The organism is Mycobacterium marinum, from assembly GCF_003391395.1.
GTDB classification, from domain to species: Bacteria; Actinomycetota; Actinomycetes; order Mycobacteriales; family Mycobacteriaceae; genus Mycobacterium; species Mycobacterium marinum.
Genome location: NZ_CP024190.1, coordinates 4396612 through 4413966 on the forward strand (window position 1 = coordinate 4396612; position 17355 = coordinate 4413966).

The 17355-nt window shown below is 66.3% G+C and carries 14 protein-coding genes and 1 pseudogene; 6 read left to right on the plus strand and 9 right to left on the minus strand.

What is annotated here, in order from left to right:
- Positions 1–18 precede the first annotated feature (18 nt).
- Entirely contained in the window at positions 19–2022 is a 2004-nt protein-coding gene (locus CCUG20998_RS18355; protein WP_020730301.1) for an OPT family oligopeptide transporter, read from the plus strand.
- A 28-nt stretch (positions 2023–2050) separates the two neighbouring features.
- On the opposite strand, the gene CCUG20998_RS18360 is transcribed toward CCUG20998_RS18355, so the two are convergent.
- The 5 genes from CCUG20998_RS18360 to CCUG20998_RS18380 all read right to left on the minus strand — a co-directional run bounded on the left by CCUG20998_RS18360 (position 2051) and on the right by CCUG20998_RS18380 (position 6473).
- Positions 2051–3160, minus strand: a complete 1110-nt coding sequence (locus tag CCUG20998_RS18360) for a sulfate/molybdate ABC transporter ATP-binding protein (protein ID WP_050674594.1) — start codon at positions 3158–3160, stop codon at positions 2051–2053.
- The gene (gene cysW / locus CCUG20998_RS18365) at positions 3157–3975 is read right to left on the minus strand and encodes a sulfate ABC transporter permease subunit CysW (protein ID WP_020730299.1); all 819 of its coding nucleotides are present in this window, start codon (positions 3973–3975) and stop codon (positions 3157–3159) included. The genes CCUG20998_RS18360 and cysW overlap by 4 nt, the downstream gene beginning before the upstream one ends.
- Entirely contained in the window at positions 3972–4874 is a 903-nt protein-coding gene (gene cysT, locus CCUG20998_RS18370; RefSeq protein ID WP_103653984.1) for a sulfate ABC transporter permease subunit CysT, read from the minus strand. Before cysT ends, cysW begins: the two co-directional genes overlap by 4 nt.
- Positions 4871–5920 (minus strand): sulfate ABC transporter substrate-binding protein, encoded by a 1050-nt coding sequence (locus CCUG20998_RS18375; RefSeq protein WP_020730297.1) that lies wholly within the window; start codon positions 5918–5920, stop codon positions 4871–4873. Before CCUG20998_RS18375 ends, cysT begins: the two co-directional genes overlap by 4 nt.
- A 349-nt stretch (positions 5921–6269) precedes the next feature.
- Positions 6270–6473 (minus strand): hypothetical protein, encoded by a 204-nt coding sequence (locus tag CCUG20998_RS18380; protein ID WP_231389754.1) that lies wholly within the window; start codon positions 6471–6473, stop codon positions 6270–6272.
- 66 nt (positions 6474–6539) lie between these two features.
- Between CCUG20998_RS18380 and CCUG20998_RS18385 the strand changes: the two genes are divergently transcribed.
- Both CCUG20998_RS18385 and CCUG20998_RS18390 read left to right on the plus strand, forming a co-directional pair.
- Positions 6540–7778, plus strand: coding sequence for an FAD-dependent oxidoreductase (locus tag CCUG20998_RS18385; RefSeq protein ID WP_036456258.1), 1239 nt, complete (start codon positions 6540–6542; stop codon positions 7776–7778).
- A 70-nt stretch (positions 7779–7848) separates the two neighbouring features.
- Positions 7849–9915: a glycoside hydrolase family 15 protein gene (locus CCUG20998_RS18390; protein WP_036456256.1), complete on the plus strand. Its 2067-nt coding sequence runs from the start codon at positions 7849–7851 to the stop codon at positions 9913–9915.
- 16 nt (positions 9916–9931) lie between these two features.
- Here the strand turns inward: CCUG20998_RS18390 and CCUG20998_RS18395 are convergent, their stop codons facing one another.
- The 3 genes and pseudogenes from CCUG20998_RS18395 to lepA form a co-directional block, all read right to left on the minus strand.
- On the minus strand, positions 9932–10705 hold the full coding sequence (locus tag CCUG20998_RS18395; protein WP_036456254.1) for a sensor domain-containing protein: 774 nt from the start codon (positions 10703–10705) through the stop codon (positions 9932–9934).
- A complete protein-coding gene (locus tag CCUG20998_RS18400; RefSeq protein ID WP_020730292.1) occupies positions 10705–11448 on the minus strand; it encodes a sensor domain-containing protein in 744 nt (247 codons plus the stop codon). Before CCUG20998_RS18400 ends, CCUG20998_RS18395 begins: the two co-directional genes overlap by 1 nt.
- Before the next feature lie 2 nt (positions 11449–11450).
- Positions 11451–13368: pseudogene (gene lepA, locus CCUG20998_RS18405) on the minus strand (translation elongation factor 4).
- Positions 13369–13400: 32 nt separating this feature from the next.
- On the opposite strand from lepA, the gene CCUG20998_RS18410 reads away from it, so the two are divergent.
- Entirely contained in the window at positions 13401–14003 is a 603-nt protein-coding gene (locus CCUG20998_RS18410; protein ID WP_036456252.1) for a type II toxin-antitoxin system PemK/MazF family toxin, read from the plus strand.
- Positions 14004–14044: 41 nt separating this feature from the next.
- On the opposite strand, the gene CCUG20998_RS18415 is transcribed toward CCUG20998_RS18410, so the two are convergent.
- Positions 14045–14473 carry a CBS domain-containing protein gene (locus tag CCUG20998_RS18415; RefSeq protein WP_012395338.1) on the minus strand — a complete coding sequence of 143 codons (429 nt, stop codon included), beginning with the start codon at positions 14471–14473 and terminating at the stop codon, positions 14045–14047.
- A gap of 225 nt (positions 14474–14698) precedes the next feature.
- Here CCUG20998_RS18415 and CCUG20998_RS18420 point away from each other — a divergent pair, with 225 nt between their 5' ends.
- Positions 14699–15538 carry an Rv2407 family type 3 sulfatase gene (locus CCUG20998_RS18420; RefSeq protein WP_020730289.1) on the plus strand — a complete coding sequence of 280 codons (840 nt, stop codon included), beginning with the start codon at positions 14699–14701 and terminating at the stop codon, positions 15536–15538.
- A gap of 162 nt (positions 15539–15700) precedes the next feature.
- Positions 15701–17305 (plus strand): PE family protein, encoded by a 1605-nt coding sequence (locus CCUG20998_RS18425; protein WP_166435767.1) that lies wholly within the window; start codon positions 15701–15703, stop codon positions 17303–17305.
- Positions 17306–17355: the final 50 nt, after the last annotated feature.

The window sequence follows — 17355 nt, forward strand, 5'->3', positions numbered from 1 at the left end:
CGGATATGGTCTAGCCCCATGTCTGGTGCACTGGGCAGTACACGCGAGATCACCACCCGTGGGATCATCCTGGGTGGGCTGATCACGCTGGTGTTCACCGCGGCGAATGTCTATCTCGGCCTCAAGGTCGGGCTGACGTTTGCCACTTCCATCCCGGCCGCGGTGATCTCGATGGGAGTCCTGAGGTTTTTCGCGAACCACTCGATCGTGGAAAACAACATCGTGCAAACCATCGCGTCGGCCGCAGGCACCCTGTCGGCGATCATCTTCGTGCTACCGGCACTGATCATGATCGGCTGGTGGAGCGGGTTCCCGTACTGGACGACGGTGGCCGTATGCGGATTCGGTGGCCTGCTGGGTGTCATGTACTCGATCCCACTGCGCCGCGCGCTGGTCACCGGTTCCGATCTGCCCTACCCCGAAGGCGTCGCGGGGGCAGAGGTTTTGAAGATCGGCGCATCGGCACGGGGGGCGGAGGAAAACCGGAGGGGACTTTCGGTCATCGCGCTGGGCGCGGTGACCGCGGCCGGATACTCGCTGTTGGCCGCGCTCAAGGTGATCAGCAACTCGCTGGCGGTGACCTTCCGGTTGGGTTCGGGCGCGACGATGGCGGGTGCGAGCCTGTCGCTGGCGCTGGTCGGCGTGGGCCATCTCGTCGGGCTGGGCGTCGGTATCGCGATGATTGTGGGTGTGCTCATCAGCTACGGTGTGCTGCTGCCGATGCGCACCGCCGGTCAGCTGCCCCAGGATGGGGCGTTGGCCGATTTCGTCTCCAGGACCTTCTCGTCGGACGTGCGTTTCATCGGGGCGGGAGCCATTGCGGTGGCGGCGGTTTGGACGTTCCTGAAAATCGCCGGCCCCATCATGGCCGGTATCGCCGAGGCCGCGGTCTCCGCGCGCACCCGTCGCCGGGGCGAGGCCGTCGACCTGCACGAGCGCGACATCCCGATCCAGGTGGTCGGGCTGGTGGTGCTGGTCTCGCTGATCCCGATTGGGTTTCTGCTCGGCGACTTCACCGACCACACTCCGATCGGTGGGCGGGCCGGCAGCATCATCGCCGTCAGCTTGCTGCTGATCGTGACCATCGGTCTGGTGGTCGCATCGGTGTGTGGGTATATGGCCGGCCTGATCGGCTCGTCGAACAGTCCGATCTCCGGGGTCGGCATCCTGGTGGTGCTGCTGGCCGCGCTGCTGATCAAGTGGACCTATGGTCCGGCCAGCGATGCCCAGACCCCAGCTTTGGTGGCGTACGCCGTCTTTACCGCCGCGGTGATTTTTGGTGTGGCGACCATTTCCAACGACAATCTGCAAGACCTCAAGACCGGTCAACTGGTGGGAGCGACCCCCTGGAAGCAGCAGGTGGCCCTGGTGATCGGGGTAACGATCGGCGCGGCGGTGATGGCTCCTGTTTTGCAGTTGATGCAAAGCGCGTTCGGCTTTCAAGGAGCCCCCGGCGCTACCGGAAATGCGCTGGCCGCTCCGCAGGCGGCACTGATCTCGGCACTGGCGAGGGGGGTCTTCGGCGGCTCGCTGAACTGGTCGCTGGTGGGATTGGGCGCGCTGATCGGCATCGTGGTGGTCGTGGTCGATGAAGTACTGACCAGGACCACCGCGACACTTCGGCTCCCCCCGCTCGCGGTGGGTATGGGCATGTACCTGCCGATCTCGCTGACGCTGGTTATCCCGGTCGGCGCGGTGCTCGGCCGGATCTATGACTCGTGGGCGCAGCGATCCGGTGATGAGGATGAAAGCAAGAGACGCATGGGCGTCATGCTCGCCACCGGCCTGATCGTGGGCGAAAGTCTTTTCGGCGTGGCCTTCGCCGGCATCGTCGTGGCGACTGGCACGGAGGACCCCCTGGCCATCCTGGGCGACGGATTCACGCATTGGGCCGAGCTGTTGGGTCTGTTTGTCTTTGCAGCCATGATCGCGCTGCTCTACCGGTACGTCCGGGCGGCGGCGTCGTATCGCCCCACAACGCCTGGCCAGGAGCCTGAACCGCTATCCGGCCGGGCCGGATAGGACGCCCGCAACGGCTACGGGGTGACCGTTACTGTCCCCCCACACCGATCTGCGCTGCGCTGGGAGTGCTGCCGGCGCTGTCGTCCCCAACGGCCGGGGCAGCTCCGGCGATCGGGGGCACCCGGGTGGCGCGCACATAGACGGTGTCGCCTTCCTGCAGAGCCAGCGCCTCGGCGTCACCCCGGGTGATCTGGGCGGTGAAGGCTCCGCCGGTGGCCGCGCTGGTCAGCTCCACCCGCACCTCGAAGCCCAGCACCACGATCCGGTCCACGACGGCGCGCGTGACACCGGTGGATTCCCCCGTGCCGTCGGCCGCCGCGACGGCCATTTCGGGGGTGCGGCCGACCCGAATGTCGTGCGGGCGCACCAGCGCACCGTTGAGCGCGGACACCGCACCCAGGAAGGACATCACGAACGCATTCGCGGGGGCGTCGTACACCTCGGTGGGGGAACCAACCTGTTCGATCCGGCCCGAGTTGAGCACGGCGATCCGATCCGCCACATCCAGCGCTTCGGCCTGATCATGGGTGACCAGGACGGTGGTCACGTGCACCTCATCATGGAGTCGGCGCAGCCAGGCCCGCAGATCCTCCCGGACCTTGGCGTCCAACGCACCGAAAGGCTCGTCGAGGAGCAGCACTTCCGGGTCGACGGCCAGCGCGCGGGCCAGCGCCATCCGCTGCCGCTGACCACCGGAGAGCTGATTGGGGTAGCGGCCGTGAAATCCGCTCAATCCCACCACTTCTAGCAGATTGTCAACTTTGTCTCTGATCTCGGCTTTGGGCCGCTTGCGGATCTTCAAGCCGTAGGCCACATTGTCGCGAACAGTGAGGTGCTTGAAGGCAGCGTAGTGCTGGAACACGAAGCCGATGCCGCGTCGCTGGGGCGGCACCCGGGTCACATCGCGTCCATTGATCGTGATGTTGCCGCTGTCGGGCTGATCGAGCCCGGCGATGGTACGCAGCAGCGTCGACTTGCCCGAACCGCTGGGCCCCAGCAAGGCGGTCAGCGAACCGGCCGGCACCACGAAGTCCACGTGGTCCAGCGCGACGAAGTCCCCGTATTGCTTGAAGGCGTCCCGCACGACAATGGCGTGACCGCCGGTTCCCGGTCCAGTCAATGAAGTCTCCTTCTTCATGCCCGGCTGGTCGTTCGAGACCGGCGCACGTCAAGTGCCACCTGGACGATCAGGACCACCACCGCGACCGCCATCAGCAGCGTCGACAGCGCGTAGGCCCCGTACTCGGCCCCGCGGTGGTAGCGGTCCGAGACCAGCAACGTCAGCGTTTGCGATGTCCCTGGGAGATTGGACGACACCATCAGGACCGCACCGTATTCGCCCAGGGTACGGGCGACGGTCAGCACAATTCCGTAGGTCAGGCCCCACCGGATCGATGGCAGGGTGATGCGCCAGAACGTCTGCCACCAGCCAGAACCCAAGGTTGCGGCGGCCTGCTCTTGGTCGGTGCCCAATTCGTGCAACACGGGTTCGACCTCGCGTACGACGAACGGCAGGGTGACGAAGATGCTGGCCAGGACCATCCCGGGCAGGCCGAAGATGATTCGGATCCCGAGGTCTCGTTCGACGAAGCCCAGGGCACCCGCCGATCCCCACAACAAGATCAACGCGGTGCCCACGATGACGGGCGAGACCGCGAAGGGCAGGTCGATGATCGCCTGCAACAAGCCCTTGCCCCGGAACCGGTTGCGGGCCAGCAGCAATGCGGTCGGAATGCCGAAAATCACGTTCAGCGGCACCACGATGGCCACCAACAACAGCGACAGATTCAGCGCCGAAATCGCCGCCGGGGTGCTGATCCAGTCATAGAACTGGCCCAAGCCGGGTTCGAAGGTGCGCCACAAGATCACCCCCACCGGAACCACCAGCAGCGCAAAAACATACGTGAGCGCGATGGCCCGGAGCAGGTAGCGAACCAGCGGGGACGAAGTCATGGTGCCAACTCCTCCCGCTTGGCCGTGCGCGCACCGAGGACCCGCAGCACCAGCAGTACCGCGAATGAGATCAACAGCAGGACAATGGAGATCGCTGCAGCCCTGGTGCGGTCATCGTTTTCGATCAAGGTGCGAATCCACTGCGAGGACAACTCGGTTTCACCCGGTACTGCGCCGCCGATCAACACCACCGACCCGAACTCGCCGATGGCACGGGAGAACGCCAGGCCCGCACCGGACAACAACGCCGGCAATAGCGACGGAAAGACGACGGAGGTAAAGACCTTCCAACCGGTGGCACCCAGCGATGCCGCCGCTTCCTCGGTCTCGCGATCGAGTTCCAGCAACACCGGTTGAACGGCACGCACCACAAACGGCAGGGTGACAAATGCCAGCGCCACCCCCACGCCCCACACGGTGTGCTGCAGGTGCAGCCCCAGCGGGCTGTTATGCCCGTAGAGCGCCAGCATGACCAGGCTGGCGACAATGGTGGGCAGGGCAAACGGCAGATCGATGACGGCATCGACGAGTCGCTTACCCACGAACTCGTCCCGGATCAGCACCCAGGCGATCAACAGGCCGAACACCGTGTTGAGCAACGTGACGCCGGCGGAGACGGTCAACGTCACCCGCAACGACTCCAGCGCCGCGTGCGAGGAGACCGATAGCCAGAATGCGCGCCAGCCGCCGTCGGCGGCCTGCCAGGCGATGGCCGCCAACGGCAGCAGCACGATGACCGAAAGCCACACCATCGACACACCAACCTGCAGCGCCGTGGCACCCCTAAGGCCCGAGCGGCCGAGTCCGGATATCCATTGCGGACCGCCGTCGGCGCGCTGACCGGGATCCGGCGCCACCGCCGGCGGATCGGACTGCCCGGAATGTGCTGTCACCGTCATCCGGTGGCCTGCATGTAGATATTGGTGATGCTGCCGGTGCCCTTGTCGAATAGCTGCGGATCCACCGTGTCCCAACCGCCCAGGTCAGCGATCGTCCACAGCTTCTCCGGCAGGGGAAACTGATCGCGAAACTCGGCGACCACGGCGGGGTCGACCGGCCGGAATCCGGCCTGCGCCCAGAGCCGCTGCGCCTCGACGGTGTACTGGAAGTTCTTGAATGCCGTCGCCGTGGCCAGATGTGCGGTGGTGGTCACCACCGCCAGGGGGTTTTCGATCTGGAAGGACTGCGGCGGGGTGACGTGTTGAACGCGTTTGCCTTGCCGCTCGGTGGCGATCGCCTCGTTCTCGTAGCTGATCAAGACGTCGCCGCTGCCCTGGACGAAGACATCGGTGGCTTCGCGGCCCGAGCCGGGGCGCAGTTTGACGTGCTCGCGCACCAACCTGCTGACGAAGTCGATCCCGGCCTGGCTGTTTCTGCCGCCCTCGCTCTTGACCGCGTAGGGGGCGAGCAGGTTCCATTTGGCCGACCCCGAGCTCAACGGGCTGGGGGTGATGACCTCCACGCCGGGCCGCAACAGATCGTCCCAGTCCCTAATGTTCTTGGGATTGCCCTCCCGCACGACCAGCGTGACCACCGACTCGAACGGAATGCCCCTGGTGGCGTCGGCGTCCCAGTCCTTGGCGACCTTGCCGGCCCTGACCAGTCGAGCGATGTCCGGTTCGACCGAGAAATTCACCAGATCGGCCGGTTTGCCGTCGGCGACACCGCGAGATTGGTCGGCAGAGGCACCGTAGGAGGTGATCACCTGCACGTCCTTGCCTTCCTCGGAGGCGTTGAAGGCCGGGATCACCGTGCTCCAGCCGGGCTCCGGGGCCGAGTAGGCCACCAGCGTGATGCTGGTGCGCGCGTCGGTGGGTCCACCACCGCCCGCGATGTCGCTAGGACCTCCCTGACACGCCGAGGCCAGGACGGCGATCAGCGCGAAGATGACCCCGAACGTGCCGGGCCGCCGCGAGCGCGCCGCGCCCATGAACGTCTGCGGCATTGGTGGCCTTCCAGTGCGGGATTTGTGGACAACGTTTCCCGTGACTGCGGAAGGAGCGATCGGCTAGCAACTGAGGCATTGACGAACTCCGCACCAGACCGCGCACGGGATTGGCGTCAGCGACAACAGCGCACGTCAGCAGTGGCACAGATCACCACGGCTTCACTCACGCAGGCCACTGCAAACCCCAAGCACCCCAAAGCACTGGCCACTGCGTGCATGCCGCGAAGCCTAACAGAATCTGCCGGGGACAGACCGCGTCCACATTTCAGTGCGTGAGCAACCACATGGCGACCACCAACACCAGCAGGGCGACGAGAACCAACGTGACGTGCGACCGTGGCATCGCTTACCCCGACGCTTCGTCGCTATGGCGGACGCGTTGCATCAGCTCGATGCCCTTGCCCAGCAGGGCATCCAATATTGCCGCCGAGATAAGGGCCACACCCAGCACCACCGGCATCACCGTGAGCGCCTGCAGTGCGAACGGAAGCCCGGAGAGCCACAGCTCAACACCGTCCCACCAATTCAGGATGCCGCTCACCGGACTCACCCTATGCGGCGCGGCAGCCGAAACCAATGCGCCTGATCGGCCGGATGATCTGCCTAAGATCGCCCAGTGCCTCAGCCATCGGAAACGACAAGCGTTCTGGTAGCCGGCGGCGGACCGGCAGGCATGATGCTGGGCTTGTTGCTGGCCCGGGCCGGCGTTGACGTCACGGTGATGGAAAAGCACGCGGACTTCCTGCGCGACTTCCGCGGTGACACGGTGCACGCCAGCACCCTGCGTCTGCTTGACGAACTCGGTCTTGGATCCCAATTCGCTCAGATCCCGCATCGCCTGATCGACACCATCAGCATGAAGATGCAGGGCCAACCGGTCGACCTCGACCTCAAACACCTGCCCGGCGCCCACCAGCACATCGCCTTGGTGCCCCAGTGGGATTTCCTCGAGTTGCTGGCCGCCGCGGCTGCGGCTGAACCCACCTTCCGATTGCTGCGCAGCACCGAGGTGACCGGGGTGCTGTGGGGTGACGGACCCGACCGGGGCCGCGTCGTCGGTGTCACCTACCGCGCGCAATCCGGTGAAACAAAACACATGCACGCCGATCTGACCGTGGCCTGCGATGGCCGGGGCTCCACGGTGCGCTCGGCCTTGGGCATGGCGACCCGCAGCTTCGGCGCACCGATGGACGTCTGGTGGTTCCGACTACCACGTCGGCCCGATGATCCGACCGGTCTGGCCGGCATCTTCAACTCAGGTCACGGCGGAATTGCCATCGACCGCGGCGACTATTACCAGATCGCCTACATCATTCCCAAGGGCAGCGATGCCCAATTGCGCGCGCAGGGTATTGAGGCACTGCACCGGGCGCTAGCGGACATGATGCCCTGGCTCGCCGACCGCGTCGACGCACTGAAGACTTTCGACGACGTGAAATTGCTTGATGTGCAACTCAATCGGCTGCGGCGCTGGTTCTGCGACGGCGCGTTGTGCATCGGCGATGCGGCGCACGCGATGTCCCCGGTCGGTGGCGTCGGGATCAACCTGGCCCTGGCCGACGCGGTGGCCACCGCCCGGATGCTGGCGCCGTCGTTGCGCGTCGGGCGGGTGTCCACCGGCCAGCTGGCGCGGGTGCAGGCACGCCGGTGGGCCCCGACCGCCTTTCTGCAGGGCATCCAGCGGGCCATCCACGCCGCCATCGTCGCGGTGGCGGTAACTGGCGGGCCCCCGCAACCGCCGCCCGTGGTGCGCCTGGTGAGCCGTTCGGTGCCAGTGCGGCGGATCATGGGCTATCTGGTGGCGATCGGCCCACTGCCCGAACACGCCCCAAAGTACGCGAGGCGGGCACGGTAGACCCGACACCTTGGCGCCGCGCGGAGCGCAGTGGTGGACGCAGGGCAGGTCGACAGTCGATGATGGCGGCATGGTTTTGCACGCCGAACACGCAGACGAGGACGTCGAGCTCACCGTCGAGCCGACCGAGGCCCCGCACGCCGCGCCGGCTACCCAGATTCCCGCGTTGGACGGGGCCCCCGCGGCGTCGGTCGAACTCGGCCAGCACGGAATCTCCCCGTCCAGTGCATCGCTGCGCAATCCCTTTCCGCCGATTGCCGACTACGCGTTCCTGTCCGATTGGGAAACGACGTGCTTGATCTCTCCGGCCGGCTCGGTGGAGTGGATGTGTGTGCCCCGGCCGGACTCCCCCAGCGTGTTCGGCGCGATTTTGGATCGCAGCGCCGGTCATTTCCGGCTGGGCCCCTACGGGGTTTCGGTGCCGTCGGCGCGGCGCTACCTTCCCGGCAGCCTGATCATGGAGACCACGTGGCAGACCCACACCGGGTGGCTGATCGTGCGCGACGCGTTGGTGATGGGGCCCTGGCACGACATCGAACGGCGCTCGCGGACTCATCGGCGTACGCCGATGGATTGGGACGCCGAACACATCTTGCTGCGCACCGTGCGCTGCGTCAGCGGAACCGTCGAGCTGATGATGAGCTGCGAACCGGCGTTCGACTACCACCGTCTCGGGGCCACCTGGGAGTACTCGGCCAACGCCTACGGTGAGGCCATCGCCCGGGCCAGCAAGCAACCCGATGCTCACCCGACGCTGCGGCTGACCACCAACCTGCGGATCGGGTTGGAGGGCCGGGAGGCGCGGGCGCGCACCCGGATGAAAGAGGGCGACGACGTGTTCGTCGCGTTGAGCTGGACCAAGCACCCGGCGCCACAGACCTACCAAGAGGCCGCCCAGAAGATGTGGCAAACCACCGAATGCTGGCGGCAGTGGATCAACATCGGCAACTTCCCCGACCACCCGTGGCGGGCATACCTGCAGCGCAGCGCGCTCACACTCAAGGGGTTGACCTACTCGCCCACCGGCGCACTGCTGGCGGCCAGCACCACGTCGCTTCCAGAAACACCGCGCGGCGAACGTAACTGGGACTACCGATACGCCTGGGTTCGCGACTCCACCTTCGCGCTGTGGGGGCTCTACACCCTCGGGCTGGACCGCGAGGCCGACGACTTCTTCGCCTTCATCGCTGATGTGTCCGGCGCCAACCACAACGAGCGCCACCCGTTGCAGGTGATGTACGGCGTGGGCGGCGAGCGCAGCCTGGTTGAAGAAGAGCTCAACCATCTGTCCGGCTACGACCATGCGCGACCGGTCCGGATCGGCAACGGCGCCTACAACCAGGACCAGCACGATATCTGGGGCTCGATTCTGGATTCGTTCTATCTGCACGCCAAGTCGCGGGAACAAGTCCCGGAAACATTGTGGCCGGTGCTGAAGCGACAAGTGGAAGAGGCGATCACGCACTGGCGTGAACCCGACCGCGGAATCTGGGAAGTGCGTGGGGAGCCGCAGCACTTCACATCGTCAAAGGTGATGTGCTGGGTGGCGCTGGACCGCGGGGCCAAACTCGCCGAGCGCCAGGGCGAGAAAAGCTATGCCCAGCAGTGGCACCAGATCGCCGACGAGATCAAGGCGGACATTCTCGAGCACGGGGTGGACTCGCGCGGGGTGTTCACCCAGCGCTACGGCGACGACGCGCTGGACGCCTCGCTGCTGCTGGTGGTGCTGACCCGCTTCTTGCCCCCGGATGACCCGCGCGTGCGCAATACCGTCTTGGCGATCGCCAACGAGCTCACCGAGGAGGGCCTGGTGCTGCGGTACCGGGTCGAGGAGACCGACGACGGACTCTCCGGCGAGGAGGGTACCTTCACCATCTGCTCGTTCTGGCTGGTCTCGGCCCTGGTTGAGATCGGCGAAGTGGCCCAGGCCAAACGGCTCTGCGAGCGGCTGCTGTCCTACGCCAGCCCGTTGCATCTGTACGCCGAAGAGATCGAGCCACGCACCGGGCGGCATCTGGGCAACTTCCCGCAGGCGTTCACCCACCTGGCGCTGATCAACGCGGTGGTCCACGTGATCCGCGCCGAGGAAGAGGCCGACAGTTCCGGGATGTTCCAGCCGGCCAACGCGCCGATGTAGCCCCGTCGATTCGGGGTCAGCTCATATCGCTGACTCTTTCCATCATGGCGTGGGCGATCTCGATAGCGCTGGTGTTGATGTCGGCGGACCCTTTGTCTGCGGGTCCTCGCACGCCGAAAAACGCGATCTCGACTTCGACCAGGCAATTCCCCCGCAGGCCAATGGCCCGCGCCTCCGGTCTGGCCGCATTGAGCTGTTTACCGGATATTCGGGTGCCAATCGAAACGGTCGCCGCCAGCACGGAGTTGGTGATGCGCACGTCGGTGATCTTGTCCGCGAAGGCGACCTTGCCGCTATCGATGGTCACCATCGCGCCGTCACAGCTGTCCCATTGCTGGGTGAAGCTCTCGAACAGTTCGGCGGCCTCGTCGGGCCCCGACATGGCGACCACGCCCTCCGCCACGCTGATCACCTTCGCCGGTCCCGCGGAGTTCCACCAGGTCTCCCGCGCCACGTTCTCCACGCTGCCGGATCGACGCGCCGACTGATAGGCGCTCTTGGCCAGCATGGTCGTGATGCCCAGGCAGTCGACCCGCGACACCCGGCCGAAGGCTTCCTGCAACTTCTCCGGACCGCCGAAGCGCGGTGGCAATTCGGACTTGGCCGTGAAGTCCTGGCCGAGAATCTTTGCCAGCGCGGCGTTGTCCAACAGCACGTCCTTGATCGCTTCTCCGGTGACCAGCTGGGGGGCAAGCCCCGCCGCCGGGAGCGCGGTACCCGCAACAACAGACGTGCAGCCCGAAGCCAGACTGATGACCAACAGGCAGGCCAAGACCAATCGAGTTCTCATCAGTTCGTGCTCGATACCTTGCGCAGCATCACCTTGACGAGTTCGATCGCTCTGGTCCCGGGTTGCGAGTGCGGCCTGAGCGCCACCTTGGCATCGGCGAGGACGTCGCCCTGGACGCCAACGGCCCGTTCGACCGGGGACTGCGGAGTGTGGTGGTTGTCCCAGCTGATGACGGTCGCCGAAAGTATCGGCCCGTCGGTTCGGACTTCGGTCACTTTCGAATACAACTCTGTATCGCTCCTGTCATGGGTGTACATCGTGACGGTGCGGCCCTCGCATTGTCGCCATTGCTGCGTGAAAGACGCGAATAGTCGTTGCGCGTCGTCTGAGGACGCCAGCTTGATCGCGGCCACCGTTGCACTAGACGCCACCACACCGGAGTCGTAATTCCAATAATCCTGCAGTGCCGCCGCGCGGACCGGCGCCACCTCGTAGCTGATCCGCATCGCCGGCGCTATCGCCCCCAGACATTCGATGGGCGCGGCGGCAGAATTGTCGCGAATCCCGTTGGGCAACACGCCGATATCACCCACCATCGGCGGTCTGTGGGGCGGCAGATCGTTGCCGACCGCGGCCTTGACCTCCTCGCCGTCCGGCAATACGTGTTCGGGGGTAAGCGCATTCGCACCGGGCTGGCCGGCGTGGGTGGACACTCCCGCAACGGTGTTGGTGCACCCGGTGCCCAGCAGGCCGATGCCCAGCAGGGCAACGGCTCCCGCCCAGCCGGCTCGCCCCACGGTCACGGCTACTTCTTGCCCTTATCCCCCGCGGCATCGGTGGACAGTGCCGCGACAAACGCCTCCTGCGGCACCTCGACCCGGCCGATGGTCTTCATCCGCTTCTTGCCCTCTTTCTGCTTTTCCAGCAGCTTGCGTTTGCGGGTGATGTCACCGCCGTAGCACTTCGACAACACATCCTTGCGGATCGCGCGGATGTTCTCGCGCGCGATGATCTTGGAACCGATGGCCGCCTGCACCGGCACCTCGAACTGCTGACGCGGAATCAGCTCCTTGAGCTTGGTGGTCATCTTGTTGCCGTAGGCGAACGCCGAATCCTTGTGGACGATAGCGCTGAACGCATCGACGGCCTCGCCTTGTAGCAGGATGTCGACCTTGACCAGTTGGGCTTCCTGCTCGCCGGACTCCTCGTAATCGAGACTGGCGTAGCCACGGGTCCGCGACTTGAGCGAGTCGAAGAAGTCAAAGATGATCTCCCCCAACGGCATTGTGTATCGCAGTTCCACCCGTTCGGGCGACAAATAGTCCATGCCCCCCAGCTCGCCGCGCCGTGACTGGCACAGCTCCATGATGGTGCCGATGAATTCGCTGGGCGCGATGATGGTGGTCTTCACCACCGGCTCGTAGACGGTGCGGATCTTGCCCTCGGGCCAGTCCGACGGGTTGGTCACCTGCATTTCGGTGCCGTCGTCCTTGATGACGCGGTACACGACGTTGGGCGAGGTCGAGATCAGGTCGAGGTCGAACTCGCGCTCCAGACGTTCCCGACTGATCTCCATGTGCAGCAGGCCCAGGAAGCCGCACCGGAATCCGAAACCCAGCGCCACCGACGTTTCGGGCTCATAGGTCAGGGCCGCGTCGTTGAGTTGCAGCTTGTCCAGGGCGTCCCGCAGGTTCGGATAGTCCGATCCGTCAACGGGATACAGTCCCGAATACACCATCGGCTTGGGTTCGCGGTAGCCGGTCAGTGCCTCGGTGGCACCTTTTCGGGCGGTCGTGACGGTGTCGCCGACCTTGGACTGCCGCACGTCCTTGACCCCGGTGATCAGATAACCCACCTCGCCGACACCAAGGCCGTCGCTGGCCTTGGGTTCGGGTGAGACGATGCCGACCTCGAGCAGTTCGTGGGTGGCGCCGGTGGACATCATGGCGATGCGCTCGCGGGGGGTGATCTTGCCGTCGACGACGCGGACGTAGGTGACCACGCCGCGGTAGATGTCATAGACGGAGTCGAAGATCATTGCGCGAGTGGGTGCGTCGGCATCGCCCTGCGGTGGCGGCACCTCGCGCACCACGTGGTCGAGCAGGTCTGCGACGCCTTCCCCGGTTTTGCCGGAAACCCGCAGCACGTCGCCGGGCTCGCAGCCGATGATGTGAGCAATCTCGCCCGCGTAGCGGTCCGGGTCGGCGGCCGGCAGGTCGATCTTGTTCAGCACCGGAATGATGTGCAGGTCGCGGTCCAGTGCCAGGTAGAGGTTGGCCAGCGTCTGGGCCTCGATACCCTGGGCGGCGTCAACCAGCAGCACCGCGCCCTCGCAGGCCTCCAGCGCACGTGACACCTCGTAGGTGAAGTCGACGTGTCCTGGCGTGTCGATGAGATGCAAGACGTACTCGGTTCCATCGAGCTGCCAGGGCAGCCGCACATTCTGCGCCTTGATGGTGATCCCACGTTCGCGTTCGATATCCATCCGGTCCAGGTACTGGGCCCGCATCGAGCGCTCGTCAACGACCCCGGTCAACTGCAGCATTCGGTCCGCCAGCGTCGACTTTCCGTGGTCGATATGAGCGATAATGCAGAAGTTCCGAATCTGCGCCGGCGGGGTGAAGGTTTTGTCGGCGAAACTGCTGATGGGACTCTCCTGAAGCGGGGGTTTGCGGGTTTCCAGCGTATCTGTGCAGCGCCGCCCGGACCTACTCGAGGCCAATCGCGCTCGGCGGATCGCGTCTATGCTGCGAATATGACGTCTGCCGGGAAGTCCCAGTGGAAGACGTTCCAGCGCTTCGCGGAGAACCTCGTGTTCAACGAGGCGCCCAAGGTTGTCCATCGTCTGCAGAACACCCAGGAAACGCTGCGGACCATTCAGCAAGCCGTCAAGATCACCGCCAACATCGTGGCGATGGGGCTGCCGCCGCCGCCGGCCGAGATCACCGCGGGCCGGCCGGTGACCGACACCAGCTCCCCGACCGCTGCGCGGGCGCGCAAGCTCACCTACTCTCCCGACCTCGATGGCCGTGCCGACCCGGGCGAAATCGTGTGGACCTGGGTGGTTTACGAAGACGATCCCACCCGGGGCCAAGACCGGCCGGTGCTTGTCGTGGGCCGTGAGCGCAACGTGTTGCTGGCATTGATGTTGTCCAGCCAGGAGCAGTACTCGGCCGATCCGGACTGGGTCGCAATCGGCACCGGCGACTGGGACTTCGAGGGCCAGCAAGGCTGGGTGCGGCTGGACCGGGTGCTCGATGTACCCGAGGAGAGCATCCGCCGCCAGGGTGCGATCCTGCAGCGCGACGTGTTCGACGTGGTGGCGGCGCGGCTGCGTGCCGAGTACAGCTGGCGCTAGCGACGAATGCGGCTATTGGCCGCCGCGGCACCGGGCAGTGATCACCCCTGGGTGATGTAGGACTGCAGCTGCTCCTGCTCGGCCTCGAGTTCTCCCATCCGCGACTTCACCACGTCGCCGATGCTGACGATGCCGATCAGCTTCTGGCCGTCGAGCACCGGCACGTGCCGCACCCGGTTCTGCGTCATCAGCACACTGATGCTGTCGACCGTGTCGGACTTTGTGCAGGTGGCGACGGCACTGGTCATGATTTTGGAGACCGGGCGAGTCAGCACGCTGGCGCCGTGCGTGTGTAGCTGGCGCACGACATCGCGCTCCGACACGATGCCGACCACACCTTCCACTCCGACCACCACCATCGCGCCGATGTTCTGCTCAGCCAAACCGGCAAGCAATTCCCGGACCGTCGCATCGGGGTTGATGGTCGTCACCGCTGCCCCCTTGTTCCGCAAGACGTCCGCGATCCGCATTGAGGCCTCCCACAGCTTGTGACCCGACTCACACCCAGGCTACGACTAACTCGTGCGGCGGGAAAGCCAACACCCCAACCGGGCACAAACAGCCAAGTATCGATCCGGTCACCTGCACCTGGGCGCTTCCCGAGCCCCCTGACCGATAGAACCAATCCTGATACCCGCCAGCCGGATCGACCGGTTGAGCGATGACGCACCGACCCGGCTTGCAAGGATGGGCTCATGATTGAGATCACGTTGCTCGGAACGGGAAGTCCCATCCCCGACCCGGATCGTGCGGGGCCATCGACCCTGGTGCGAGCCGGCGGACAGGTCTTCCTGGTCGATTGTGGCCGCGGGGTGCTGCAGCGCGCGGCGGCCGTCGGGGTGGGTGCGGCCGGCTTGTCGGCAGTGCTGCTCACCCACCTGCACAGCGACCACATTGCCGAACTCGGCGACGTGCTCATCACCAGCTGGGTCACCAACTTCGCGGCCGATCCCGCGCCCCTCCAGGTCATCGGGCCGCCCGGCACCGCGGAAACTGTCGACGCGATGCTCAAAGCGTTCGGCCGCGACATCGGTTACCGGATCGCCCATCACGCCGACCTGAACGCTCCGCCGCCCATCGAGGTTCACGAATACACCGACGGTACGGTCTGGGACCGCGATGGTGTAGCGATCCGAGTGGCACCCACCGATCACCGCCCGGTGGCGCCGACGATCGGGTTCCGCGTCGAGTTCGACGGCGCGTCGGCGGTGCTGGCCGGGGACACCGTGCCCTGTCCCAGCCTGGACGAATTGGCCGCCGGCGCCGGTGCGTTGGTGCACACCGTGATCCGCAAGGACATCGTCACGAACTTCCCCCAACAGCGAGTCAAGGACATCTGCGACTACCACTCCTCGGTACAGGAGGCGGCCGCGACCGCCGCCCGCGCGGGGGTGGGCACGCTGGTCATGACGCACTACGTGCCAGCCATCATCGCGGGTCAGGAAGACCAGTGGCGGGCGTTGGCCGCGACCGAGTTCGGCGGGTGCATCGAACTGGGCAACGACCTGCATCGCGTCGAGGTGCACGCCCGCTAGCGGTCCTCCGGGCACGCCCCACTGATTGTTCACCGCCGACACGAATTGCCCTTTTGTCGGCGCGGTGCGGGTTTCGTGGAAACGCAAATCCGCCTGCTCACGCTGCGTAACATCCATATCGCCTGGTAATTGGTCAATGGTCGTGAAGTGGTGGTGGTCGTGATGTCGTTTGCGGTCGTAGCGCCAGAGCTAATGCGGTTGGCCGCTTCGGATCTGGCCAATATCGGCTCCACACTCAGCGCCGCCAACGCGGTCGCGGCGGCCCAAACGACCGCGGTGCAGGCGGCCGCGGCCGACGAAGTGTCTACCGCGATCGCGGCCCTGTTCGGCTGGCACGCGCAGACGTATCAGTCACTGAGCGCGCAGGCGACGTCATTTCATGACCAGTTTGTTCAGACCCTAGCGTCGAGCGGGACCTCGTATTGGTCCGCGGAAGCCACCAATGTCGAGCAGACGCTGCTCAACGCGATCAACGCACCCACCGAGGCCCTGTTCGGACGCCCGCTGATCGGCGACGGCGCCGACGGGCAAACCGTCAACGGGGTGGGACAGGCCGGCGGCGACGGGGGCTTCCTGTGGGGCAACGGCGGCAACGGCGGCGACAGCACCAGTGCCGGTGTAGCCGGCGGCGCCGGCGGTAGTGCCGGGCTCTTCGGCAATGGCGGCGCTGGCGGCACCGGCGCGGATGCTGATGTGAGCGCGACCAACGGTGGCGCCGGCGGGGCGGGCGGCAACGCCGGACTGATATTCGGCTTCGGCGGAGCCGGCGGCACCGGCGGCAGCGGCATCAATTCCTTCGCCTCGTTCGGCGGCGACGGCGGAGCGGGTGGTAACAGCTACCTGTTAGGGGCCGCCGGCGCCGGCGGCAACGGCGGGGTGGGCCTGGGCACGTCCGGATTCGGCGGCACCGGCGGGGACGGCGGCCAGGGCGGGCTGTTCGGAAACGGCGCCGCGGGCGGGCTGGGCGGTCAGAGCACCGACGGTGACGGCGGCAGTGGTGGCAGCGGCGGTCGAGCCGGAATCCTCTATGGCGACGGCGGCGACGGCGGCGATGGCGGCGCCGGCCGGTTCACCTCAGGGGCCGGCGGCTCCGGCGGCACCGCCATCCTTGCCGGCAACGGCGGTAGCGGCGGCAACGGCGCTAGCAGCACAGCTACCAGCGGCGACGGGTTCGGCGGTTTCGGTGGGATCGGCGGCACCGGCGGCCTGTTCTTCGGCAACGGCGGCGACGGCGGCAACGGCGGCGACGGGTTCGACGTCGCCAACGGGGGCGGCTGGGGCAGCAGCGGCGGCTCGGCCCTGCTCTTCGGCGACGGTGGTGCCGGCGGCAACGGCGGCGCCGGCGGCGGCCAGGGCGCAAACGGCGGCCTCGGCGGCCTGGTGATCGGCAACGGCGGCAACGGCGGCATCGGCGGCGCCGGCGATTCCGGTAACCCCGCCGGCGGTCAAGGTGGCAACGGCGGCGGCGCCTACCTGATTGGCAATGGCGGCTGGGGAGGCGTCGGCGGTGCCGGCGACGGCACCGGCGACGGCGGCGACGGCGGCAGCGGTGGCGACGGCGGGTGGCTGCTCGGCAACGGCGGTAACGGCGCCGAGGGCGGCACCAGCTCAGCAACCGGTGGGGCCGGCGGCAATGGCGGTGACGCTCGGTTCATCGGCAACGGCGGCGACGGCGCTCACGGAGGTGACGGTACCCCCGACGGTGCCAGCGGTACCGGCGGCAGCGGCGGCATCCTGTTCGGACAGAACGGCAGCGATGGCGGATAGCCCACCGCGTCGGGCGGACGCGGGCGAAATGTGCCCGGACTGCTGATCGC